General features: G+C 60.2%; 19 protein-coding genes and 1 pseudogene. 17 read left to right on the top strand and 3 right to left on the bottom strand.

Going from position 1 to position 20,612, the window contains the following annotated elements:
• Nucleotides 1-8 precede the first annotated feature (8 nt).
• The 14 genes and pseudogenes from flhC to flhF all read left to right on the top strand — a co-directional run bounded on the left by flhC (nucleotide 9) and on the right by flhF (nucleotide 17,278).
• Nucleotides 9-623: a flagellar transcriptional regulator FlhC gene (gene flhC / locus CKA81_RS02925; RefSeq protein WP_128353963.1), complete on the top strand. Its 615-nt coding sequence runs from the start codon at nucleotides 9-11 to the stop codon at nucleotides 621-623.
• A gap of 107 nt (nucleotides 624-730) precedes the next feature.
• Nucleotides 731-1,603 carry a flagellar motor stator protein MotA gene (gene motA / locus CKA81_RS02930; protein WP_128353964.1) on the top strand — a complete coding sequence of 291 codons (873 nt, stop codon included), beginning with the start codon at nucleotides 731-733 and terminating at the stop codon, nucleotides 1,601-1,603.
• Between the two features lie 9 nt (nucleotides 1,604-1,612).
• Entirely contained in the window at nucleotides 1,613-2,545 is a 933-nt protein-coding gene (motB, locus tag CKA81_RS02935; RefSeq protein WP_128353965.1) for a flagellar motor protein MotB, read from the top strand.
• Nucleotides 2,546-2,607: 62 nt separating this feature from the next.
• Entirely contained in the window at nucleotides 2,608-4,695 is a 2,088-nt protein-coding gene (cheA, locus tag CKA81_RS02940; protein WP_128353966.1) for a chemotaxis protein CheA, read from the top strand.
• Nucleotides 4,696-4,722: 27 nt separating this feature from the next.
• Complete coding sequence (locus CKA81_RS02945) at nucleotides 4,723-5,223, top strand: chemotaxis protein CheW (protein ID WP_128353967.1); 501 nt, start codon at nucleotides 4,723-4,725, stop codon at nucleotides 5,221-5,223.
• Between the two features lie 33 nt (nucleotides 5,224-5,256).
• Nucleotides 5,257-7,008: a methyl-accepting chemotaxis protein gene (locus tag CKA81_RS02950; protein WP_128353968.1), complete on the top strand. Its 1,752-nt coding sequence runs from the start codon at nucleotides 5,257-5,259 to the stop codon at nucleotides 7,006-7,008.
• Nucleotides 7,009-7,011: 3 nt separating this feature from the next.
• Nucleotides 7,012-7,851 carry a CheR family methyltransferase gene (locus tag CKA81_RS02955; RefSeq protein WP_128353969.1) on the top strand — a complete coding sequence of 280 codons (840 nt, stop codon included), beginning with the start codon at nucleotides 7,012-7,014 and terminating at the stop codon, nucleotides 7,849-7,851.
• A 31-nt stretch (nucleotides 7,852-7,882) separates the two neighbouring features.
• Nucleotides 7,883-8,935 (top strand): protein-glutamate methylesterase/protein-glutamine glutaminase, encoded by a 1,053-nt coding sequence (locus CKA81_RS02960; protein ID WP_128353970.1) that lies wholly within the window; start codon nucleotides 7,883-7,885, stop codon nucleotides 8,933-8,935.
• A 42-nt stretch (nucleotides 8,936-8,977) separates the two neighbouring features.
• Entirely contained in the window at nucleotides 8,978-9,367 is a 390-nt protein-coding gene (cheY, locus tag CKA81_RS02965) for a chemotaxis response regulator CheY (RefSeq protein WP_128353971.1), read from the top strand.
• 9 nt (nucleotides 9,368-9,376) lie between these two features.
• Nucleotides 9,377-10,021, top strand: coding sequence for a protein phosphatase CheZ (cheZ, locus tag CKA81_RS02970; RefSeq protein ID WP_128353972.1), 645 nt, complete (start codon nucleotides 9,377-9,379; stop codon nucleotides 10,019-10,021).
• Nucleotides 10,022-10,070: 49 nt separating this feature from the next.
• Nucleotides 10,071-11,597 (top strand): methyl-accepting chemotaxis protein, encoded by a 1,527-nt coding sequence (locus CKA81_RS02975; protein WP_128353973.1) that lies wholly within the window; start codon nucleotides 10,071-10,073, stop codon nucleotides 11,595-11,597.
• 89 nt (nucleotides 11,598-11,686) lie between these two features.
• Nucleotides 11,687-12,846: pseudogene (gene flhB, locus CKA81_RS02980) on the top strand (flagellar biosynthesis protein FlhB).
• The gene (gene flhA / locus CKA81_RS02985; protein WP_128353974.1) at nucleotides 12,843-14,960 is read left to right on the top strand and encodes a flagellar biosynthesis protein FlhA; all 2,118 of its coding nucleotides are present in this window, start codon (nucleotides 12,843-12,845) and stop codon (nucleotides 14,958-14,960) included. The pseudogene flhB and the gene flhA overlap by 4 nt, the downstream one beginning before the upstream one ends.
• Nucleotides 14,957-17,278, top strand: a complete 2,322-nt coding sequence (gene flhF / locus CKA81_RS02990; RefSeq protein WP_128353975.1) for a flagellar biosynthesis protein FlhF — start codon at nucleotides 14,957-14,959, stop codon at nucleotides 17,276-17,278. Before flhA ends, flhF begins: the two co-directional genes overlap by 4 nt.
• Before the next feature lie 13 nt (nucleotides 17,279-17,291).
• On the opposite strand, the gene CKA81_RS02995 is transcribed toward flhF, so the two are convergent.
• From CKA81_RS02995 to flgA, 3 genes are all read right to left on the bottom strand, one after another.
• Nucleotides 17,292-17,768 carry a flagella synthesis protein FlgN gene (locus CKA81_RS02995; RefSeq protein ID WP_128353976.1) on the bottom strand — a complete coding sequence of 159 codons (477 nt, stop codon included), beginning with the start codon at nucleotides 17,766-17,768 and terminating at the stop codon, nucleotides 17,292-17,294.
• A gap of 12 nt (nucleotides 17,769-17,780) precedes the next feature.
• Nucleotides 17,781-18,008 carry a flagellar biosynthesis anti-sigma factor FlgM gene (flgM, locus tag CKA81_RS03000; protein WP_237183402.1) on the bottom strand — a complete coding sequence of 76 codons (228 nt, stop codon included), beginning with the start codon at nucleotides 18,006-18,008 and terminating at the stop codon, nucleotides 17,781-17,783.
• A 163-nt stretch (nucleotides 18,009-18,171) separates the two neighbouring features.
• Nucleotides 18,172-18,882 (bottom strand): flagellar basal body P-ring formation chaperone FlgA, encoded by a 711-nt coding sequence (gene flgA, locus CKA81_RS03005; RefSeq protein ID WP_128353978.1) that lies wholly within the window; start codon nucleotides 18,880-18,882, stop codon nucleotides 18,172-18,174.
• Nucleotides 18,883-19,010: 128 nt separating this feature from the next.
• Between flgA and flgB the strand changes: the two genes are divergently transcribed.
• The 3 genes from flgB to CKA81_RS03020 all read left to right on the top strand — a co-directional run bounded on the left by flgB (nucleotide 19,011) and on the right by CKA81_RS03020 (nucleotide 20,598).
• Nucleotides 19,011-19,421 (top strand): flagellar basal body rod protein FlgB, encoded by a 411-nt coding sequence (gene flgB, locus CKA81_RS03010; protein WP_128353979.1) that lies wholly within the window; start codon nucleotides 19,011-19,013, stop codon nucleotides 19,419-19,421.
• A 33-nt stretch (nucleotides 19,422-19,454) separates the two neighbouring features.
• Entirely contained in the window at nucleotides 19,455-19,871 is a 417-nt protein-coding gene (gene flgC, locus CKA81_RS03015) for a flagellar basal body rod protein FlgC (RefSeq protein ID WP_128353980.1), read from the top strand.
• An 85-nt stretch (nucleotides 19,872-19,956) separates the two neighbouring features.
• Nucleotides 19,957-20,598, top strand: coding sequence for a flagellar hook capping FlgD N-terminal domain-containing protein (locus CKA81_RS03020; RefSeq protein ID WP_128356505.1), 642 nt, complete (start codon nucleotides 19,957-19,959; stop codon nucleotides 20,596-20,598).
• Nucleotides 20,599-20,612: the final 14 nt, after the last annotated feature.

Genomic DNA, 20,612 nt, shown 5'->3' on the forward strand with positions numbered 1-20,612 from the left:
ATAACATTATGGCAACAAAAAGCGTCGCCCGGGAAGCGGAAGAAATCCTCCTGGCCACCGACATGATCCGCCTGGGCGCACGCCTGCAGGTTCTGCAAGCCGAAACCAGCCTCAGCTACGATCGCCTGGCCAGGCTGTATCGCGAAGTCAGGGGCTGCTCGCCCCCTAAAGGTATGCTGCCGTTCTCGGTGGACTGGTTCATGACCTGGCTGCCCAATATCCATTCCAGCATGTTCTTCAGTGTGTACCAGTTCATGGAGCAGCACACCGCAGCGACCAAATCCCAAGCGCTGGTCGAAGCCTACCGGCTTTATCTAGAGCAGTCGTCTGCAGGCAGGGCGCCAGACTCTACGGACGAGCCGGTGCTTAGCTTCACACGGGCCTGGATGCTGGTTCGCTTCTTCGATAGCAATATGGTCCAGTTGTCGTATTGCGGACGTTGCAAGGGCGGCTTTGTGGCTCATGCGCACGACCCGCAAAATGATTTCGTATGCGCTATTTGCCGTCCGCCTCCCCGCGCCGGGAAAACCCGTGCACGCGCCAAGCAATTGGCGTCCGGTCCTGTGCAAGTATTGCGCAGCGCCCGCAAGGCGGCAGGCCAGGCCGGCTCGGTCGCCGGCTAGGTCCCGTCAGAGCGCGGATTTAGGCCGGAAAAGCCCCTTAGACAGGCGCTTTTGTGCCGGCCGAAAGAAGCGATCATATACCCCATGTGTAAATTGAAGGCGTCTCCGTGTTTATTATCGTAGGGTTTGCGATCGTTTTCGTATCGGTCTTTGGCAGTTATGTCATGCTGGGCGGGCACCTGGGTGCCCTGTACCAACCCTTCGAGTTCGTGCTGATCGCCGGCGCCGCCCTGGGCGCCTACATCGCCTCGAGCAGTGGCAAATCGGTAAAGCTGCTGATCGCTTCTATGCCGCTGATCGTGCGCAAGAGCCCCTACAGCAAAGAGCTGTATATGGAGCTGATGGCATTGCTCTATGTCCTGCTGAATAAAGCGCGGCGCGACGGCCTGATGTCCATCGAGTCGGATATCGAAGAGCCCGAAACCAGCCCCATCTTTACCGAGTATCCGCGCATTTTGCGTGATGAAAACCTGATGGAGTTCATTACCGACTACATGCGCCTGATGGTCAGCGGCAACATGAGCTCTTACGAGATCGAAACCCTGATGGATCAGGAGATCGAGGCCCACTTCCAGGAGCGTAACGTGCCTACGCACTCTCTGCGCGCCGTGGCCGACGCCTTGCCGGCGTTTGGTATTGTGGCGGCCGTCCTGGGCGTCATCAAGGCGCTGGCGTCGGTCGATCAACCGCCGGCCGTGCTGGCCGATCTGATCTCCAAGGCCATGGTCGGTACCTTTCTGGGCGTTTTGCTGGCTTATGGTTTCGTGGCGCCGCTGGCCGCTTCGGTCGAACGGCGCTCCGTCGCGTCCATGAAAGTGCTGGAATGCATCAAGGTCACCCTGCTGGCCAGCATGAACGGCTATCCGCCGCAACTGGCTGTCGAGTTCGGGCGCAAGGTGCTGTATTCACACGTGCGGCCCTCATTCATGGAACTGGAAGATCACGTTCGGCAAACCCGCGCGACCGGCAAGAAGGCATAGGCAACGTTCATGAAGAAGAACGAGCCGCGTATCGTCGTCCGGCGCAGGCGACCACAAGTCGAAGTCAAGCATAACGACAGCTGGAAGATCGCCTACGCCGACTTCGTGACGGCCATGATGGCTTTCTTCCTGGTGATGTGGCTGGTGTCGCTGGTGCCGCAAAAAGATCTACAGGAAATCGCCGAGTACTTCCGCATGCCGCTGATGACTGCGGTAAAGGGCGGCAGCCGGAACGAGACCGGCAGCAGCGTGATCCCGGCTGGAGATTCCAGCGTCATTCCCAATCCCAGCCCCATCCAGTCGCGCGGCGATGAGCGCACCGAAGGCGATCTGCGCGACACCGAGCGCCTGGAGAACCTGAAAGCCGAGCTGGAAACCCTGATCGAAACTGATCCCATACTGCGCCAGTTCCGTCCCCAGCTATTGCTGGACATGACGCCCGACGGCTTGCGTATTCAGATCATCGACAAGCAGAATCGGCCGATGTTTGCCACGGGCAGCGCACAGGTTCAATCGTATATGCGCGACATCCTGCGTCAGCTCGGTCCGGTGTTCAATCGGCTTGAAAATACAATAAGTATTGCTGGACATACGGATTCGTTACAATATGCGTCCGGCGAGCGGGAATACAGCAATTGGGAACTTTCCGCAGATCGGGCCAATGCTGCACGCAAGGAACTCGTGGCAGGGGGGATGGAAGAGGCAAAGATCAAACGCATTCTCGGCCTTTCGTCCTCCGTCAGCCTGATTAAAGATAATCCGGCCGCTGCCGTAAACCGGCGTATCAGCATTGTTGTATTAAACCAGCGTGCTGAACGACGCATTGATGCACAAAATGCATCTGGCGATTCGGCTACCAACGTGCAGGAACTCCTGGCTCCAATTTCCGGGCAAGACCTGTATTTGCCCGGCCTTCCCGAGCTGCCTGTCTCCAACTGGTAGTTCGAGTCGCGCCGCCGGGCACCGCGGGCCATACAGACAGCTTTACAGCAAAGGAAGTAAGCATGAGTGCGGGCGTCGACCTCAGTCAGTTTTTTGAAACCTTCTTCGATGAGGCGGATGAACTGCTGTCTGACATGGAGCAATCCTTGCTGGAACTGGACATCGATCAGCCGGATATCGATCAACTGAACGCCATCTTCCGTGCCGCGCACTCCATCAAGGGCGGCGCCGGAACCTTCGGCTGTTTTGGCCATCTGGCCGACACCACCCATTTGCTTGAAAACCTGCTGGATGCCATCAGACGCGGCGAGATGCCCCTGCGCAAAGACATGATAGATCTCTTCTTGGAAACCAAAGATGTGTTAACAGAGCAAGTCGCCGCTTACCGCAATTCGCAGGACCCTGATGTAGATGCCTACGAGCGCATTTGCGCGCAATTGCGCGAACTGGCGCTCGAGCAGTCGGGCGATGCCCCCGCCGAGCCGCAAGTTGCCCAGCCCGTCACCGCCCCCGCGCCGGCTCAGCCCGAGCCGCCCGTGGCCGCCGTCGACCCGGCCCCAGTCGCGGCCCCGGCAGCCACCGGACCCTTATGCGTACGCTTGAAACGCCTGAATGCCAAGGACGCTGAGGCGTTGGCGGCTGAAATGGCATTGCTGGGTCAGGTGCTGCATCAAGAGCCCGGTGCCGACAGCCTGAGCATCTGGCTGGACACCACCGCCACCGCCGATGATCTGCAAGCCGTTTGCTGCTTCATTGTCAGCGAGGACCAAGTACAAATTACCCACGAGCCGGTGCCCGCGACGGCATCGGCCCCGGCCAGTTCACAGCCGGTTCAGCCCGCTGAGCCCGTCCAGGCTCCCGCGGCAGAAGTGCCGGCAGCGCCAGCACCTGTTGCCGCCGCACCGGAACCAACCCCCGCTCCGGCAAAGGCCGCTGCCGCGGCGAAGACAGAATCGAAGGGCGCCGCCTCAGCGTCCAACAGCACCATCCGCGTGGGCGTGGAAAAGGTCGACCAGATTATTAACCTGGTTGGCGAATTGGTTATTACCCAAGCCATGCTGGTGCAGCGCTCGTCCAGCCTGGATCCGGTCCTGCATGATCGTTTGCTGAACGGCATCGAGCAACTGGAACGCAATGCCCGCGACCTGCAGGAAGCGGTCATGTCCATCCGCATGATGCCCATGGATTATGTGTTCAGCCGTTTCCCCCGTGTTGTGCGCGAGAACGCCAGCAAGATGGGCAAGAGCATCAAGCTCACCACCCATGGCCAGGCCACCGAACTGGACAAGAGCCTGATCGAACGCATTATCGATCCGCTGACCCACCTGGTTCGCAACAGTATCGACCACGGCATCGAAACGCCCGAGGCCCGCATTGCCGCCGGCAAGAATCCGGAAGGCAATATGGTGCTGTCGGCACAACATCATGGCGGCCAGATCGTTATTGAAGTGTCGGATGACGGCGCCGGTCTGAATCGCGATCGCATTCTCAAGAAGGCCTTGGCGCAAGGCATGGCCGTTACCGAGAACACGCCGGACGAAGAACTCTGGCAACTGATTTTCGCGCCCGGCTTCTCGACCGCCGAAAAAGTCACCGACATTTCAGGTCGCGGCGTGGGCATGGACGTCGTGCGGCGAAATATCCAGGCCATGGGCGGGCATATACAGCTTTCGTCGCGCACGGGCCAGGGCACCACAACCCGGATCATCCTGCCGCTTACGCTGGCCATACTGGATGGTATGTCGGTCAGGGTAGGGGCCGAAACCTTCATCCTGCCGCTTAGCCACGTTACGGAGTCCATGCAGCCGTCTCGCGACCAGATACGCAGCATCTCCGAGACCGAGCATGTGCTCCATGTGCGTGGCGAGTACTTGCCGTTGGTGGCCTTGCACAGCGTCTTCTCGGTCGATGAGGCCGAAACCGACATCACCCGGTCCATTGCCGTCATCCTGCAGGCCGAGGACGTTCGCTTTGCCTTGCTGGTTGACCATCTTATTGGCCAGCATCAGGTCGTTGTCAAAAACCTTGAATCCAATTACAGGAAAATTCCTGGGGTCTCCGCTGCCACCATCCTGGGCGATGGCAGCGTTGCGCTGATTGTCGATGTCTTTGCGCTGATGCGCGTGACACGCGAACGAGCCACGATATAACGCCATATTAAAGTTTCGGAGAAAGCAATGTTCACCAAGTTCGAGTCCAACACCGAGCAAGTCGATTCCACCGGGCGCGAGTTCCTGGTCTTCACGCTGGCCGCACAGGAATACGGCATCGATATCCTGAAAGTTCAGGAAATCCGCGGCTATGACGCGCAAACCGTTACCCGTATTGCCAATGTTCCTTCGTTCGTGAAGGGCGTGACCAACCTGCGCGGCATCATCGTGCCCATCGTCGACATGCGCATCAAGTTCAATCTCGAGAGCGTCGAATACGACCACCAGACGGTCGTCGTCATACTGAACCTTAACTCGCGCGTGGTCGGCGTGGTGGTTGATGGCGTGTCCGATGTGCTGATGCTGCAACAGGCGCACATCAGTGCCGCGCCGCAGTTCGGCACCGCCTTTTCTACGGAGTATCTGATGGGTATCGGTACGCTGGGCGAGCGCATGCTTATCCTGGTCGATATCGAAAAACTCATGACCAGCGAGGAAATGGCCCTCGTCGAAAGCGCTGTCGTTTAAGCAAGTTTCTTCCAACGCCGATGTAGAGCAACCATGTCAATAAGTAAACTTTTCACCCGGATGAAGATTCGAACCAGCCTGATCCTGGTCTTGGTTTTCTTTTTGATCATGCTTGTTGCCGGGGCGGCGCTGGGTGTTCTGTCGTTGCGGGCCAATAATCGTGCACTGGACAACATCGTGGCGAATCAGAGGCTGGGCGCCACCCTGTATTCTGTTATCGACAACTACAAGAACGTACAGACCATATTGGGTCGCGCCGTGACCAGCTATATGGTCAACAGCGACCAACAAAGCTACGCCATCGCCAGCGAATGGGGCGGCACGACCGACGCCAGCGCCACCTCGGCGCTCAGCGACGAATCGCGTGCCCTGATCGACGAGGCGCGCAAGGAATACGATCAATCGCTGGTCCGCTTTGCCGGCTACCGCGAGCTCGCGGCCAAGGCGCACGATCCGGAAAGCCGCTATGCGCGCGTTATAGATGCCTATGCGAGCTTGATGGAAGGGGGCGTACTGCCCCTGCTCGAGATGCTGACCGCCGGCGAAGTGGCCAAATATCATGCCTTCCTGGGCAGTACTACGCTGTTTCTGGAAGAAGACCTCTACAGTTCCCTGGGCAGCCTGGAAGCCTATCAGCAGCGCATCATCGACCGCGCCTACCGTGAAGAGGGCGAGCACTACGCCATCGTTCTGAAGCTGGTGGGCGGTGCCATGGTGTTGTGCGTCTTGATCGCTTTGCTGGCCTACGCCTTTTTAGGCCGCATGGTGCTGCGTCCCTTGCGCGAAGCTGGCACGCACTTTGATCGCATCGCCAGTGGCGACCTGACCCAGCGTGTGGACGTTCGGTCGCGCAACGAAATCGGCCTGCTGTACGAGTCGCTGCGCCGCATGCAGGAAAGCCTGACCCGCACGGTCAGCACCGTGCGCGAAGGGGTGGAAGAGATCACGCTGGGTTCGCGCGAGATCTTCATGGGCAATACCGACTTAAGCAGCCGCACAGAACAGCAAGCCGCTTCGCTGCAGGAAACCGCTGCCAGCATGGAACAATTGGCTGCCACCGTGCGCCAGAACACCGACAACGCCTTGCAGGCGGACACGCTGGCCAAGGGTGCATCGGACGTAGCGCAGCGCGGCGGCGACGCGGTCTCTGCCGTGGTAGGCACCATGAGCGAGATCACCACCAGTTCGAGCAAGATGGTCGAGATCGTGGGCGTGATCGATGGCATCGCCTTCCAGACCAACATCCTGGCGCTGAACGCCGCGGTCGAGGCGGCGCGTGCCGGCGAGCAGGGCAAGGGCTTTGCGGTGGTGGCGGGCGAAGTGCGCTCGCTGGCCCAGCGTAGTGCCCAGGCGGCCAAGGAGATCAAGGTACTGATCGAAGAGGCGCAGCAGAAAGTTGCGGCAGGCGCCAAGCAGGCAGGCCAGGCGGGCGACATCATGCGCGAAGTGGTGGGTTCGGTGCAAGGCGTTACCACCATCATGGGCGAAATCGCCTCGGCATCGCACGAACAGTCTGATGGCATCGAGCAGGTGAACCAGGCGGTCACGCAGATGGACAGCGTGACGCAGCAGAACGCGGCACTGGTTGAAGAAGCAGCCGCCGCAGCCGGCTCGCTACAGGAACAGGCTGCGCGCCTGACCGATGCGGTCGCCGTGTTCAAGATCAATACCAGTGAGGTCATCGACGTAGCAGCCGCGCGCCTTCAACATTCGGATTCAGGCGATAAATCGGCGGCAGAACGCCTGGGCCTGACATCCACTTTTGGAGCGCTTGCCCGCTCCTAGCTTATGTCTTCTTTAGCGCAGTCTATCTTCACCATGCCCGTCTTGCCAGAAGTCGGGCATAACGATTTTGAGCGGGCGGCACGCATGTTGCATAAGCGTGCCGGCATTGTGTTGGGCGACCATAAGCGCGAGATGGCTGAACGCACGCTGGCCATGCGTGCGCGCAGCATGCATCTGGACCAAGTGCAGCAATACCTGGACCACCTCGAGATGAATCCGCATTCCGAGCACTGGGAAACCTTCGTCAACGCTTTTACGATCAACCATACCGCCTTCTTTCGCGAACATCACCATTTTGGGGTGCTGGCCAAGTTTGCGCGCTCACGCAAGAAGCCGTTTGCCGTGTGGTCCTGCGCCAGCTCCACGGGTGAAGAGCCATACTCCATCGCCATGACGCTGCGCGAGAGCTGCCCCGCGCCTGACGCCGGCGTGACGGTACTGGCCACCGATATCGATACGCGCGCCATTGCGGCAGCCAAGGAAGGCATGTATTCGCTGGAGCGGGCCAAACCGGTGCCCGAAGAGTATCTGCGCAAGTATTTTCAGCGCGGCACGGGCCGTCGCGCAGGCATGGTGCGCGTCAAGCCACTGCTGCGCGACATGATTCAGTTCGACGTCCTGAACTTGCTGGCTTCGGACTGGCCGGTGAACCAGAAGTTCGATGCGATTTTTTGCCGCAACACCATGATCTATTTCGACAAGGCGACCCAGACCAAAATACTGGAGCGCTTTGCAACCGTGATGAAACCTGGGGGTCTGCTGTTCGTGGGCCATTCCGAGAATTTTACGTATCTGACCAAGGCGTTTCAGTTGCAGGGGCAGACGGTATACGTGGCTTGCTAGCGCGCCGCTGCGCTTACATGATGATGGAAACATGAAAAAAATACGTGTCCTGTGTGTGGACGACTCAGCGCTGGTACGGGGCTTGATGACGGAAATCATCAATAGTCAGGCCGACATGGAGGTGGTGGCGTCCGCGCCCGATCCCTTGATCGCGCGCGAGCTTATCAAGCAGCACAATCCGGACGTGTTGACGCTGGATGTGGAAATGCCGCGCATGGATGGCCTGGACTTTCTGGAACGCTTGATGCGCTTGCGACCCATGCCTGTAGTCATGGTGTCGTCGCTTACCGAACGGAACTCCGAGGTTACGCTGCGCGCGCTGGAACTGGGCGCTGTCGATTTCGTCACCAAGCCCAAGCTGGGCCTGCGCGATGGGTTGCTCGAGTACAGCACGCTCATTGCGGACAAGATCCGCGCTGCCGCTCACTCGAAGCCACGTCAGGCACCGGCCGCTGGAACGGCGGCGCCCCGTCGCCTGACCCATGTTTATTCGACCACCGAGAAGCTGGTGCTGATTGGTTCGTCGACGGGCGGCACGGAAGCCATACGCCAGGTGCTCGAACCCTTGCCGGCCAATAGCCCGGCCATTATGATCACCCAGCATATGCCGGCAGGGTTTACCAAGTCTTTTGTGCAAAGGCTGGACAACCTTTGCGCCGTTCAGGTGCACGAGGCCGAAGACGGGCAGCGCGTATTGCCCGGCCATGTCTATTTGGCACCGGGCGGCGTGGCGCACATGAAGCTGGCCCGCTCGGGTGCCAACTATGTCGTCAAGCTGGAATACAGCGATCCGGTCAACCGGCATCGCCCCTCCGTGGATGTGTTGTTCAATTCGGCCGCCGCCGTTGCCGGAAAAAATGCCGTCGGCGTAATTCTGACCGGCATGGGCAAGGATGGCGCGCAAGGACTGTTGGCAATGAAACAGGCCGGCGCGTTGACCTTCGCGCAGGACGAAGCAAGTTGCGTAGTATTTGGGATGCCGCGAGAGGCCCTGCACATTGGTGCAGCCGACATCGCGGTGCCGTTGTCAGAAATGAGCGAGCGCATATTGGCAAGCGCTGGCTCCTATGGTCACCGGGTGTAGGCCACGCGCCCCCTGGTGGTTCATTACTTTGGAGAGTAATCAGTGGTACAGAAATCCATGAAGATTCTGGTGGTCGATGATTTCCCGACCATGCGTCGCATTATCAAAAACCTGTTGAAAGACCTGGGGTTCGAGAATGTCGACGAAGCCGAAGACGGGGCCATGGGTCTGGAGAAGCTGCGCAATGGCAACTTCGACTTCGTCGTCTCGGACTGGAACATGCCCAATATGGACGGCCTGGTGATGCTGCAGCAAATCCGTGCCGATCCGGCACTGGCCAAACTGCCCGTCCTGATGGTTACGGCCGAGGCAAAAAAGGAAAACATCATTGCCGCTGCACAGGCAGGGGCCAACGGGTATGTGGTCAAACCCTTTACCGCAGCAACCCTCGAAGAGAAGTTGAACAAAATCTTCGAGAAGCTGGGATCTTAAGGAGCAACCATGGACACCGCTGACAATTCCTGGGGCCAGCCGCCCGCCGATCCTTCAACCGACCTGATTCATCGGATCGCGTCGCTGACACGCATGCTGCGCGAAAGCATGCGCGAACTGGGCCTGGACCAAGCCATCAAGGATGCCGCCCATGCCATCCCGGATGCTCGCGATCGCCTGCATTACGTTGCCCGCATGACCGAGCAGGCGGCGAACCGCGTGCTTAACGCTGCCGAACATGTCCAGCCGCTGCAGGAATCCATGCAGCGCGAGGCTGTCGCACTGGACGCGCGCTGGCAGGCGTGGTTTGACCATCCCGTCGAACTTGACCAGGCACGTGAGCTGGTAGATGATACCCGCGCGCTCTTGAAAAACATTCCAGAGAAGACGCAAGATTCGCAAAGCAAGTTGCTTGAAATCATCATGGCACAGGACTTTCAGGATCTGACCGGCCAGGTCATCATGAAGATGCTGGGCGTGGTGACGGCCATCGAAACCGAGCTGGTGCAAGTCTTGATCGACAACGTTCCGCAAGAAAAACGCGAGGAAGCAAATTCGCTGCTGAACGGGCCTGAAGTCAGTCCGCAAGGCAAGGTCGATGTGGTAACGAGCCAGGATCAGGTCGACGACCTGCTGGCCAATTTGGGGTTTTAATCGTGACGAGATAGCGGCTACACGATCACTGCAGTAAGGGGAGACAATAATGAAACATAAAACCAAGCGCACCATGGGTGTGTCGCGTCTGCTGGGCCAGCTTAGCCGTGGGCATGCCACGCTGTCCGACCGGGCCTGGACTCTCAGCCCGCTGGCATGGCCGCTTTCGCGATTCCTTAGCAACCTGCGTGCACGATTCGTGACCATGCGCCAGGCCAGTATTGATATCTCCCTGAACACGGCACGCCTGCAGGCCCAGACCAAGGCCTGCCACGCCATGGCGCAAGATCAGGCGGCCGAGTCCGAAGGCCTGGCCAGCCGGGGTGCCCAAATTGCCGCGATGTCCGAAGAGACATCCGCCTCGGTAACGGAAATCGCCTCGACCTTTCATACGCAGATGGATGTGGCGCGCAAAACCCTGGCGCAACTGAACGACCTGCACCAGCGGGTGACCCGGGTGTCCACCCAGATGGAGGTCTTTTCCGGTGTGGTCACGCAACTGAGCCAACGCGCACAATCCGTGGAAGACACCAGTCGTCTCATTAAAGACATTGCTCTGCAAACGCATCTGCTGGCGCTGAATGCCGGCGTAGAGGCCGCCCGGGCCGGCGAGGCCGGCAAGGGCTTTGCCGTGGTGGCCAGCGAGGTCGGCAAGCTGGCCGAGCGGGTCAACTCGGCTACTGGCGAAATCGTCCAACATACCAGCGAAATTCTCGAGCTCGTTGCCGACACGCGCGACAAAACCGACCAGATCCACCTGGACATGAGTTCATCCGACAAGGTGGTTACCGAGTTCACGTCGAATTTCGATCAGTTCGTCAAGGACTTCGAGCACATGGACTTGCAAATGACGGAAGTGGTGCACACCGTCTCGCAAGTGGCTGTCACCAACACCGAAATGAACCAGTCGATCGAGCGCATGGCATCGCTTAGCGCGCAGGTGCAAAGCCGCATGGTCACCATGACCGAACAAGTCGGCGCGGTGGCCGGAAAATCCGAGAACCTGCAAGAGATGCTTGCCGCGCTGCGCACGGGCAACACGCCCTTCGACTCGCTGGTCAACATCCTGCATTCGTTGCAGCATGCCTGCGTCAAGCTGCTGCTCAAGGCCCGCAACGAAGGCGTGGATATCCTCGATCAGCAGTACCGGCGCATACCCAACAGTAATCCGGCGCGTTACAACACGGTTTACGACAGCTCCATCGATCAGCAGCTGACGCAAATCCTCGACTATGTGCTCGAGCAATTGCCCGGCGGGTTCTATACGCTTCTTATCGACAAGAACGGCTACTGCCCCACGCACAACACGATTTACTCGCGTAAGCCCACGGGCGACCTGGACCACGACACGCGTCATGTGCGCAACAAGCGCATCTTCGACGATCCCGTCAGCCTCGGAGCCGCCAAGAACGAGTCCGGGGTGCTTTGCCAGACCTATATGCGCGATACCGGCGAGATTGTCACCGATCTGTCGATTCCCCTGGATATCGATGGCAGCCGCTGGGGTGCGGTGCGCATGGGCGTGGACTACCCGCGCTTCGAAGAGATCGTCACCCAGGGCCACCAGCCGAATTAAGCGACTTTATGTCGTTTGCTCAAGCCTTCGCCAGGCGGTGGTTCGACTAGAATTTGCGTGGAATCATCCATCTACGTATCTGGCACTGAATGGCAGAGGACAGCGACCTCGAGAAAACGGAACCCGCCTCTCCCCGGCGCCTGGAAAAGGCGCGCGAGGAAGGGCAGGTTGCGCGCTCGCGAGAGCTTAATACCTTCATGTTGCTGGCAGCGGGTGTCGCGACCTTGTGGTTTACCGGCGGCCGGATGTACGAGAGCCTGACCGACATCCTGCGCTCGGGCCTGTGGTTTGACCTGCGGGTCGGTCATGACACCAATGTGATGCTTACTGTAGCGGCAACTTCCGCCATGGAAGCCATCTTCACTCTCTTGCCGCTGTTCGGCATATTGGTCGTGGTGGCGATTTTTGCATCGGTCTCTTTGGGGGATTCCTGATCTCGGCCAAGGCGCTCGAGCCCAAGTTTGAACGGATGAACCCCATCAAGGGCGTGGCGCGCATGTTTTCGGCGCAAACCATGGTCGAGTTGCTCAAGACCCTGACCAAGGCCGCCGTCATAGGCATCGTCGCCTTTATGGTGATCTCGCATTACCGCGATCAGATGATTTCGCTGATGCATGCCACACCAACCGCGGCGCTGACTACCGGTATAGGCCTGGTTGCCTTGTGTTGCGCTCTGATCGTGGCGGGCCTGATACTGATTGTGCTGATCGATGCGCCCTGGCAAATCTACAGCCACCATAAAAAGATGCGCATGTCCTTGCAGGACGTCAAGCAAGAGCACAAGGAAAGCGATGGCGATCCACACGTCAAGGGCCGCATACGCCAGCAGCAGCGTGCCATGGCCCGGCGGCGCATGATGTCGGAAGTGCCAAGCGCCGATGTCATCGTCACCAACCCGACGCACTACGCCGTGGCGCTGGTCTACAAGGAAGGCGGAGCCGGCGCGCCGCGAGTCGTGGCCAAAGGCTCCGGCCTGGTGGCGGCCCGCATCCGCGAAGTCGCGGACGAACACAAGGTACCGCAGCTCAGTGCACCCCCGCTGGCGCGGGCCTTGCATCATCATGTCGAACTCGGTCAGGAGATTCCCGGCGAACTGTACGCTGCAGTCGCCGAGGTTCTGGCATGGGTCTTTCAATTGCGCAGCTGGAACAGCGGCACGGGCGCCGAGCCTCAAGTGCCCACCAGCCTGCCCATCCCGACGGGATTCGATCCCCTGGAGAATAATGGGGTCGCGGCCCACGCATCATGAATAGTTTCCTGGCAATACTTAAAGACAGCGGCTCCGCTCATGCCCGCCTGATGGCCGGCCCGGTGCTGATCCTCATGGTCCTGGCCATGATGATTCTGCCCTTGCCGCCTTTTATTCTCGACCTGCTGTTTACCTTCAATATCTCGCTGGCGGTGATGATATTGCTGGTCGCCATGTTCACCAAGAAGCCGCTGGATTTCGCGGCCTTCCCGGCGGTCCTGCTGTTTGCCACGCTGCTGCGGCTGGCGCTGAACGTGGCCTCCACGCGCGTCGTGCTGATGCATGGCCACAAGGGTCCGGACGCGGCCGGCCAGGTGATCGAGGCCTTTGGCCACTTCCTGGTCGGCGGCAACTTCGCCGTCGGTATTGTCGTGTTCGTGATTCTGGTCATCATCAACTTTGTGGTGATCACCAAGGGCGCCGGCCGTATTGCCGAGGTAGGCGCGCGCTTTACGCTGGATGCCATGCCGGGCAAGCAGATGGCGATAGATGCCGATCTGAACGCCGGCCTGGTCGGCGAAGACGAGGCACGCCGCCGCCGCGCCGAGGTGGGTCAGGAGGCTGAGTTCTACGGCTCCATGGACGGCGCCAGCAAGTTCGTGCGGGGCGATGCCGTCGCCGGCCTGTTGATCATGGTCATCAATATTGTGGGTGGGCTGATCATCGGCGTGGGCCAACACGACCTGGCTTTCAGTGAAGCAGGACGCGTATATACCTTGCTGACCATCGGTGATGGCCTGGTCGCACAAATACCTGCGTTGGTCATATCCACTGCAGCAGGCGTCGTGGTGTCGCGCGTCGCGACCGACCAGGACGTGGGCCAGCAAATGGTCAGTCAGTTGTTCGCCAACCCCAATGTGTTGTTCATTACCGCTGCCATCATGGCCATTATGGGTTCGATCCCCGGTATGCCGCACATTGCCTTTCTGCTGTTGGCTGCCGCGATGGCCGGCGGCGGCTGGCTGATGTATAAGCGCCAGAAGGCCGAAAGAGACGTGCTTGCGGAAGAACCCATGAAGGCACAGGCTGCCGTCGAGGCAGCGGCCGCCGAGGCAAGCTGGGACGATGTGGCTTTGCTGGACCCCCTGGGACTGGAAGTGGGCTACCGATTGATCTCCCTGGTCGATCACGCTCAGAACGGCGAGCTGCTGCATCGCATCCGCAGTCTGCGCAAGAAGTTCGCCCAGGATGTCGGCTTTTTGCCGCCGGTGGTGCACATACGCGACAACCTGGAACTCAAGCCCAACGATTACCGTATCTTGTTGTCCGGGGTGGAGATCGGCCACGGCACGGCGACACCAGGTCAATGGCTGGCGATCGATCCGGGCGGTGTCACCATGACGCTGCCGGGCACGGCGACCACCGATCCGGCTTTTGGCCTGCCCGCCGTCTGGATCGATGTGGCGCTGCGCGAACAGGCGCAGATCGCGGGTTACACCGTGGTGGATGCCGGCACGGTGATCGCCACGCACCTGAATCACCTGATGCACCGTTACGGGGCCGAGCTGCTTGGCCGTCAGGAAGTCCAGCAACTGCTGGATCATATCGGTCGCGAGTCGCCCAAACTGGTCGAAGACCTGGTGCCCAAAACCGTCACCCTCACGCTGCTGCAGAAGCTGTTGCGCGGCTTGCTGGAAGAAGAAGTGCCTATTCGCGACATGCGCAGCATTATCGAAGCGCTGTCGGAACATGCGCCGCGCCTGGCAGCGCTTAATCCTGCCGGATCCGGTCCCGATGCCGGCGAGCTGTTGGCCCTGACACGCGTGGGGCTGGGACGGGCCATTGTTCAGCAGTGGTTCCCCGGAGAGACCGAGCTGCGTGTCATCGGCCTGGATCCACGCCTGGAACGCGTGCTGACGCAAGCCCTGACCACCAGTGGGGCTCTGGAGCCGGGCCTGGCGGAAAGTGTGCTGTCCGATGCAGAACGCGCGGTGCAAGCCCAGGAGGCCAGTGGCGATGCTACTGTATTGGTCGTCCCGCCGGTGTTGCGGCCCTCGCTCTCGAGGTTCCTGCGCCACCACTTCCCGCAACTTGGGGTATTGTCCAATGCCGAGATACCCGACGAACGCATACTTAAAGTCACCGCCCAGATAGGCGGGAGTCAAGCAACATGAACATAAGCCGTTTTGTTGGCAGTACCACCCGAGAGGCCATGCGGCAGGTCCGCCTTGCCCTGGGACCCGATGCTCTGATCGTATCCAACAAGCGTGTCAACGGCGGGGTGGAAATCCTGGCGACTGACGCAACATCGGCCGCCGCTGCAGCCGCCCAGCAGGGCGGTCACGCGCCGGCAGCGGTACAACAGCCCGCGCCGCGACCCGTCGAGACCCGTGTCGAAGTCATGAGCGCCATCGGCGAGATGCGCGGTGTGCTGGAAACCCGCATGGACGAGCTGATGTGGGGCAATCAACTGCGTCGGGTTCCCCAAGCTGCCGTGCTGTTTCAAACCATGCTGGGTTTTGGTTTCAGCACGGCCTTGCTACGAGCCATGCTCAAGCGGCTGCCTGAAGCGTTATCGGGCAAGGCCGCCATCCAGTGGGTGCGCAACGAGCTGATCACCCATCTGCCGGTGCTTGAAAGCGAGGACGCCTTGTGGACGCAGGGTCGCGCGCTGGCGCTGGTCGGCCCCACCGGTGTGGGCAAAACCACTACCGTTGCCAAGCTGGCGGCTCGCTGCGTGCGCCGCAACGGGCCCGATGGACTGGTACTGATTACCACCGATACCTACCGGATAGGCGCGCACGAGCAACTGACCATCTACGGCCAGATGATGCGCGTGCCCGTGCATGTGGTGCAGGACACGCAGGAACTGCAGCAAGTCGTGCAGGGCATCCGCCCGGACCAGACGCTGATTATCGATAACGTCGGCATCAGCCAGCGCGACCGCTATATAGCAGAGCAAGCCGCAATGCTGGCTGGCGCTGGCCGGCCGGTAAGTCGCTTGCTGGTGCTGAACGCTTCCAGCCATGGCGACACACTGGACGAAGTGGCCCGCAGTTATGTCAATGACGGCGGCTCGCCCTTGGCCGGCTGCATCATTACCAAAGTCGACGAGGCCAGCCGGCTGGGTGCGTCGCTGGATACCGCCTTGCGTTATCAATTGCCCATTCATTTTGTGTCTACCGGCCAGAAGGTGCCCGAAGACCTCAGCACAGCCAACCCCATCGAGCTGGTCGATCAGGCCTTGTCTCATAGTGGTACGGCCAGCGCGCTTTATGCGCCGACCGAGGCGGACTTTGCCGCGCTGATGTCGCTGAGCAAGCCGGCGGAAGATAAAAGCGGAAGCGCCATCGCAGAACGGCGCCGCAAGCAACTGCTGCCCGGCCTGCTTTCCATGGTCAACAACGGCGACGGTGGTCTGTCCATGGACGATCTGCACGCGGCTGCCGCTTATGTGGACGAAGACACGGCTACTTCCGAGGCCTACGATCTGTGGCGTGCCCATGCAACGGTGGACGGCAGCCTGCCAGCCGGTACGCTGCGCCATCTGCAGCGCGTGGCTGGCAACGATGTGGCGTCGGTTGCGGGTGCTGCCTTGTTGGCTGTGCATGATCAAGTCGGAATTGCCTTGCCCACCGGGCAGCGCGGCCGCTTGCGTGCCACGCTATTGGCAACGCATGAGGGCAGGGCGCTGACCACGACGCTACAGCAGCTTGGCTTTCCCGATGGCTGGTCGTCCTCGACCGGCGCCGCCGCGCAAGTGGCGCCTACTGCAGTTGAAGCCTTGCAACAGCAGATCTCGGCCCTGGCGGCGCAAACGGCCGCCGTTCATTTGTTCGATGGCGGCAGCCAGGGCTTGTGGCGGCAACTGAGCGCATCCGGAACCAACTGGCTTGCGCAGGTCGGCGCGACGACGCGTGTGATGGTCGACGATTGCGCGACCACCATGGGCGCCCTGGCCAAGACACAAGATCATCAACCCCTGCCCGCCACCGCCGTGTTGGCTGGGCTGGATAAGGTGGCCGGCATACCCGCGGACGACCTCGTAGTATGGTTTGCCAGCGCCACCGTATACCTGCATGCCCGTCAGCAACCGGCACTGGCCCTGCAAAGTGTGTCCTTGCGCTTGGTGCATCGACAGGACGGCACTTTGGTGAAAACCTTGCACGGGCTGAGCCACTTCAAGGAAGGCGCCTCGCCGCAATGGCTGGCCACCTGTTTGCTGATACGCGTGCAAGCCAAGGTGGCATTGCGACATGCTGCGCAGTTATGGCGCTTGCTTGCGCAAAACCGTCCGGGCAGGTCGGCACAGGATCAGGCGCTGGTGGCAGTGCAGTGCGGCTTGGCGGCATGGCAATTGACGCAGGACGCCAACGCACAGCTAGCGCGTAAGGTTGCAGCAAGCTTGGTGGGCAAGCAGGCATGGACCTCATCGCTGTCGCCGCCGGCACTATTGAAGTTATTTGCGCTAAAGGAAATGACCGGGCCCTGAAGGCCCGCCAGGCCTAACCGACCTTGATCTTCTTGCTCTGGGCTTTGCCGCCCGGGCGAGTGTGGCCGCTGGCGTCGTAAAGATCGCCTTGGCCGGCCAGCACACGCAGTGTGTCCAGCGCCTGCTGGTTATGCGCCAGAAAACTGTCGATGATGGTGCCGTTGGAGGTGTTCAGCTCGCCGGCGATGCGGGTCCGTTCCAGCAGATGCTGGCTGGCAGACTGCAGGCTGGGGTGGTCGTGCGCGGCGGCATCCAGGCCATTGCGGTCGGCGCTGTAACCTAGCGCCGTCAGTAGCGCCAGGCGTGTTTCATTCGCCCGGGTGAGCTGGTCGGCATAGATATTTTTCCGCGCCGTACTGTCGGCCAGTGCCTCGGCGTCGCCGCCCTCGGCCAGAATTTGCGCTTCGGACTCCAGCAAGACGATAAATTCGTTTACCAGAGACGTCTCGGTTTCAAGGCAAGCCAGCAATTGCGCAATGTTGCTATTCATGTTGCGGATGGTTTATTTAAGCAGGTCGCGCACACTGGCCAACAGACCGTCGGCAATGCGGCTGGGGTCTATTTTTAACTGGCCGGATGCCAGGGCGTCGCGGATTTCTTGTACGCGGGCCACATTGACGTCGTTGTCGGTGCTTTCCAGGCTGGAAAGGTGCCGGGCCGCCGCGCTAAGGTCCACGGAAGCGCGGCCGCTGGCGGCTGCGCCGGTTGACGACACGCCAGCACTGCTCACGCCGTCTGTCCGCGCGCCAGCCACTGGGCCGGTGGTCGGGTTTTTCAAGGGGGTGAGGTGATTTTCAAGCGTATTCTCCGGGCTACTTCAGGTAGTGTACTGTGTCTGCTCAGAACTTTTACGGCAGATCAGTCGAGAACTTTAGGGTTAGTGCCGGGTTTTGCTACATCAGTATCCGCACGGTATTGGCGTTGACCACCATGCCGCTGACGATCTGGCCCGAACTGGCCCTGACCTGTATTTGCGTACCGGGCGCGCCGCTTTGCAGGGCCTGGCCTTCGCCCGTGGCGACAAAGCCGCGGCCGCGCGCTTCAGTACGCACCATTTGCCCACGTTGGATAGAGTCCGGATTGCGCAAGGCGCTGGACTTTATCGGCCCACCGGCGGCTATGCGCTGGCTGGCAATGTACCCCACCGCTTGGCTGGGATCAAAGACGATGTTGTTGGCCAAGCGCAAGATGTCGCCTTCGCGCGCGCCCAGGTCGTCCAGCGAAATCACGTCGCCCGACTCGATATTGCGGTTGGCGACATAGTAATAGCCCTGAATGCTTAAAGTCGCCTGTACGTAGGTGGTCCAGACCACCGGCGAGACGCAGCGCACGCTTATGGTCATCCGCGAACGCAACCTTTGCCCCGTGGGCAAATGCGCCTGCAGTTGGTCGCAAGCCTGTTGGCGCTGTATGCGGGGCGCTTCCACGGTGACTTCGACCGATCCGGGGTAGGTGCTGGCTTGGCTGCGCAGAAAGTCTTCCACCTCGGCCGCCACGATGGCGGGATCCTGGATGGGCACCGATCGGACGGCGGACTGGGCGGCATGTGTGCTCGACAGGGCGGGCATCAGGGACAGGGCTAAAACGAGCCAGAGCTTTTGCATGAGGTCATTTTATAGAAGCCCTATTAGGCGCAACGCGGGAACTGGCCGACAAATGGCGCCTTATTTCATACTTTGTTCTTCGAACCCCGCCTTTACTATGCACTGTATCTTCACGCAGCAGGTGACATATGATCGATCGTATCAGCGGCGATTTGGGTTTTTACCAAGAAGCGGTGGGCTTGCGCCAGAAGCGCATGGAAGTCCTGGCCGCCAATATTGCCAATGCCGACACGCCCAACTATAAAGCACGCGATTTCGATTTTACATCGGCGCTGCGCGATGCCATGGCCGGCGGCAGCATGCATTTGCCTGATACCCACTTGACGCTGACATCCACGCGCCACATTCCGGCCAAGGCGGTTGCGCCGGATCCGGCCACGCTGCTGTATCGCCAGCCGCTGCAGCCCAGCATGGACGGCAATACGGTCGACATGGATGTCGAGCGCGTAGCCTTTGCCGACAACACAGCCAAATACCAGACCGATCTGCAGATTATTTCAGCTCGGATCAAGGGCATCATGGCGGCGCTGCAGCAGTAGCCGCCATAGCCCCCGGATTTCACAGGATTATTTATGTCGACGACCAGCATATTTCAGATCGCCGGATCCGCCCTGACAGCGCAGTCGCAGCGCATGAACGTCACGGCCAGTAATCTGGCCAACGCCGACAGCGTTGCAGGCCCCGATGGCCAGCCTTACCAGGCGCGTCAGGTGGTGTTCCAGATGACACCGGTGGCCGGGCAGTCGTATACAGGCTCGGTCGGCGGCGTGCGGGTGGCCGCTGTGGTCGAAAGCGCCGCTCCGCCGCGCCTGCAGTACGACCCCAAGAACCCCCTGGCCAATGCCGACGGTTATGTGGCCATGCCCAACGTTGATGTCGTGGCTGAAACGGTCAACATGATTTCCGCCTCGCGCTCGTATCAGGCCAATGTTGAGGTGATCAACACGGCAAAGAACCTGATGATGCGTACCTTGTCGATCGGCCAGTAGGCCGCGCTGACAGTTCAGACCTTTTTATTCGGAGCACAGCGTGGCTACAAGTCCCAACCCGGTCGGCAGTTCCAGCCCCAATCCCATGGCTTATGGCCAGGCCAGTACCAATAGCCTGATGGGTGATACCCAGGACCGCTTCCTGACCCTGCTGGTTACACAATTGCAGAACCAGGATCCCCTCAACCCGATGGACAACGCGCAGGTCACATCGCAGATCGCGCAACTTTCCACGGTTAACGGCATCAATCAATTGAACAATACCCTGCTGGCGCTATCGGGCCAGATGGATGTTTCGCAATCCATGCAGGCCGCCAGCCTGATCGGTAAGGATGTGCTGGTGCCCGGCAGCAAGATATCTTTGGGCGGCGAAGCCGGCGCGAAGGTGTCGACGCCTTTCGGCGTTGACTTCATTTCGCCCGCCACCAAGGTTACGGTGTCCATCCTTGATGGCTCCGGCAAGGCCATACGCCAGATCGAACTCGACCCGCAGCCTGCCGGTGTCTTGTCCATGGAGTGGGACGGCAAGGCCGACGGCGGAGCCGAAATGCCTGATGGCGCCTACACCGTGCAAGTGGCCGCCTTCGATGGAGACGGCAAGCCCGTGTCGGCGGGCGCCCTGATGTACGGCAAGGTGTCCAGCGTGGCGTATTCCTCCAATGGTTTGCAGCTGGATCTGGGCCTGGCCGGTCAGTTCTCCTTGCTGGACATTCGAAAAATTATGTAGTGGCGGCAGCATTG

The sequence above is a fragment of the Pollutimonas thiosulfatoxidans genome (assembly GCF_004022565.1).
In the GTDB taxonomy this organism is placed as follows: Bacteria; Pseudomonadota; Gammaproteobacteria; order Burkholderiales; family Burkholderiaceae_B; genus Pusillimonas_D; species Pusillimonas_D thiosulfatoxidans.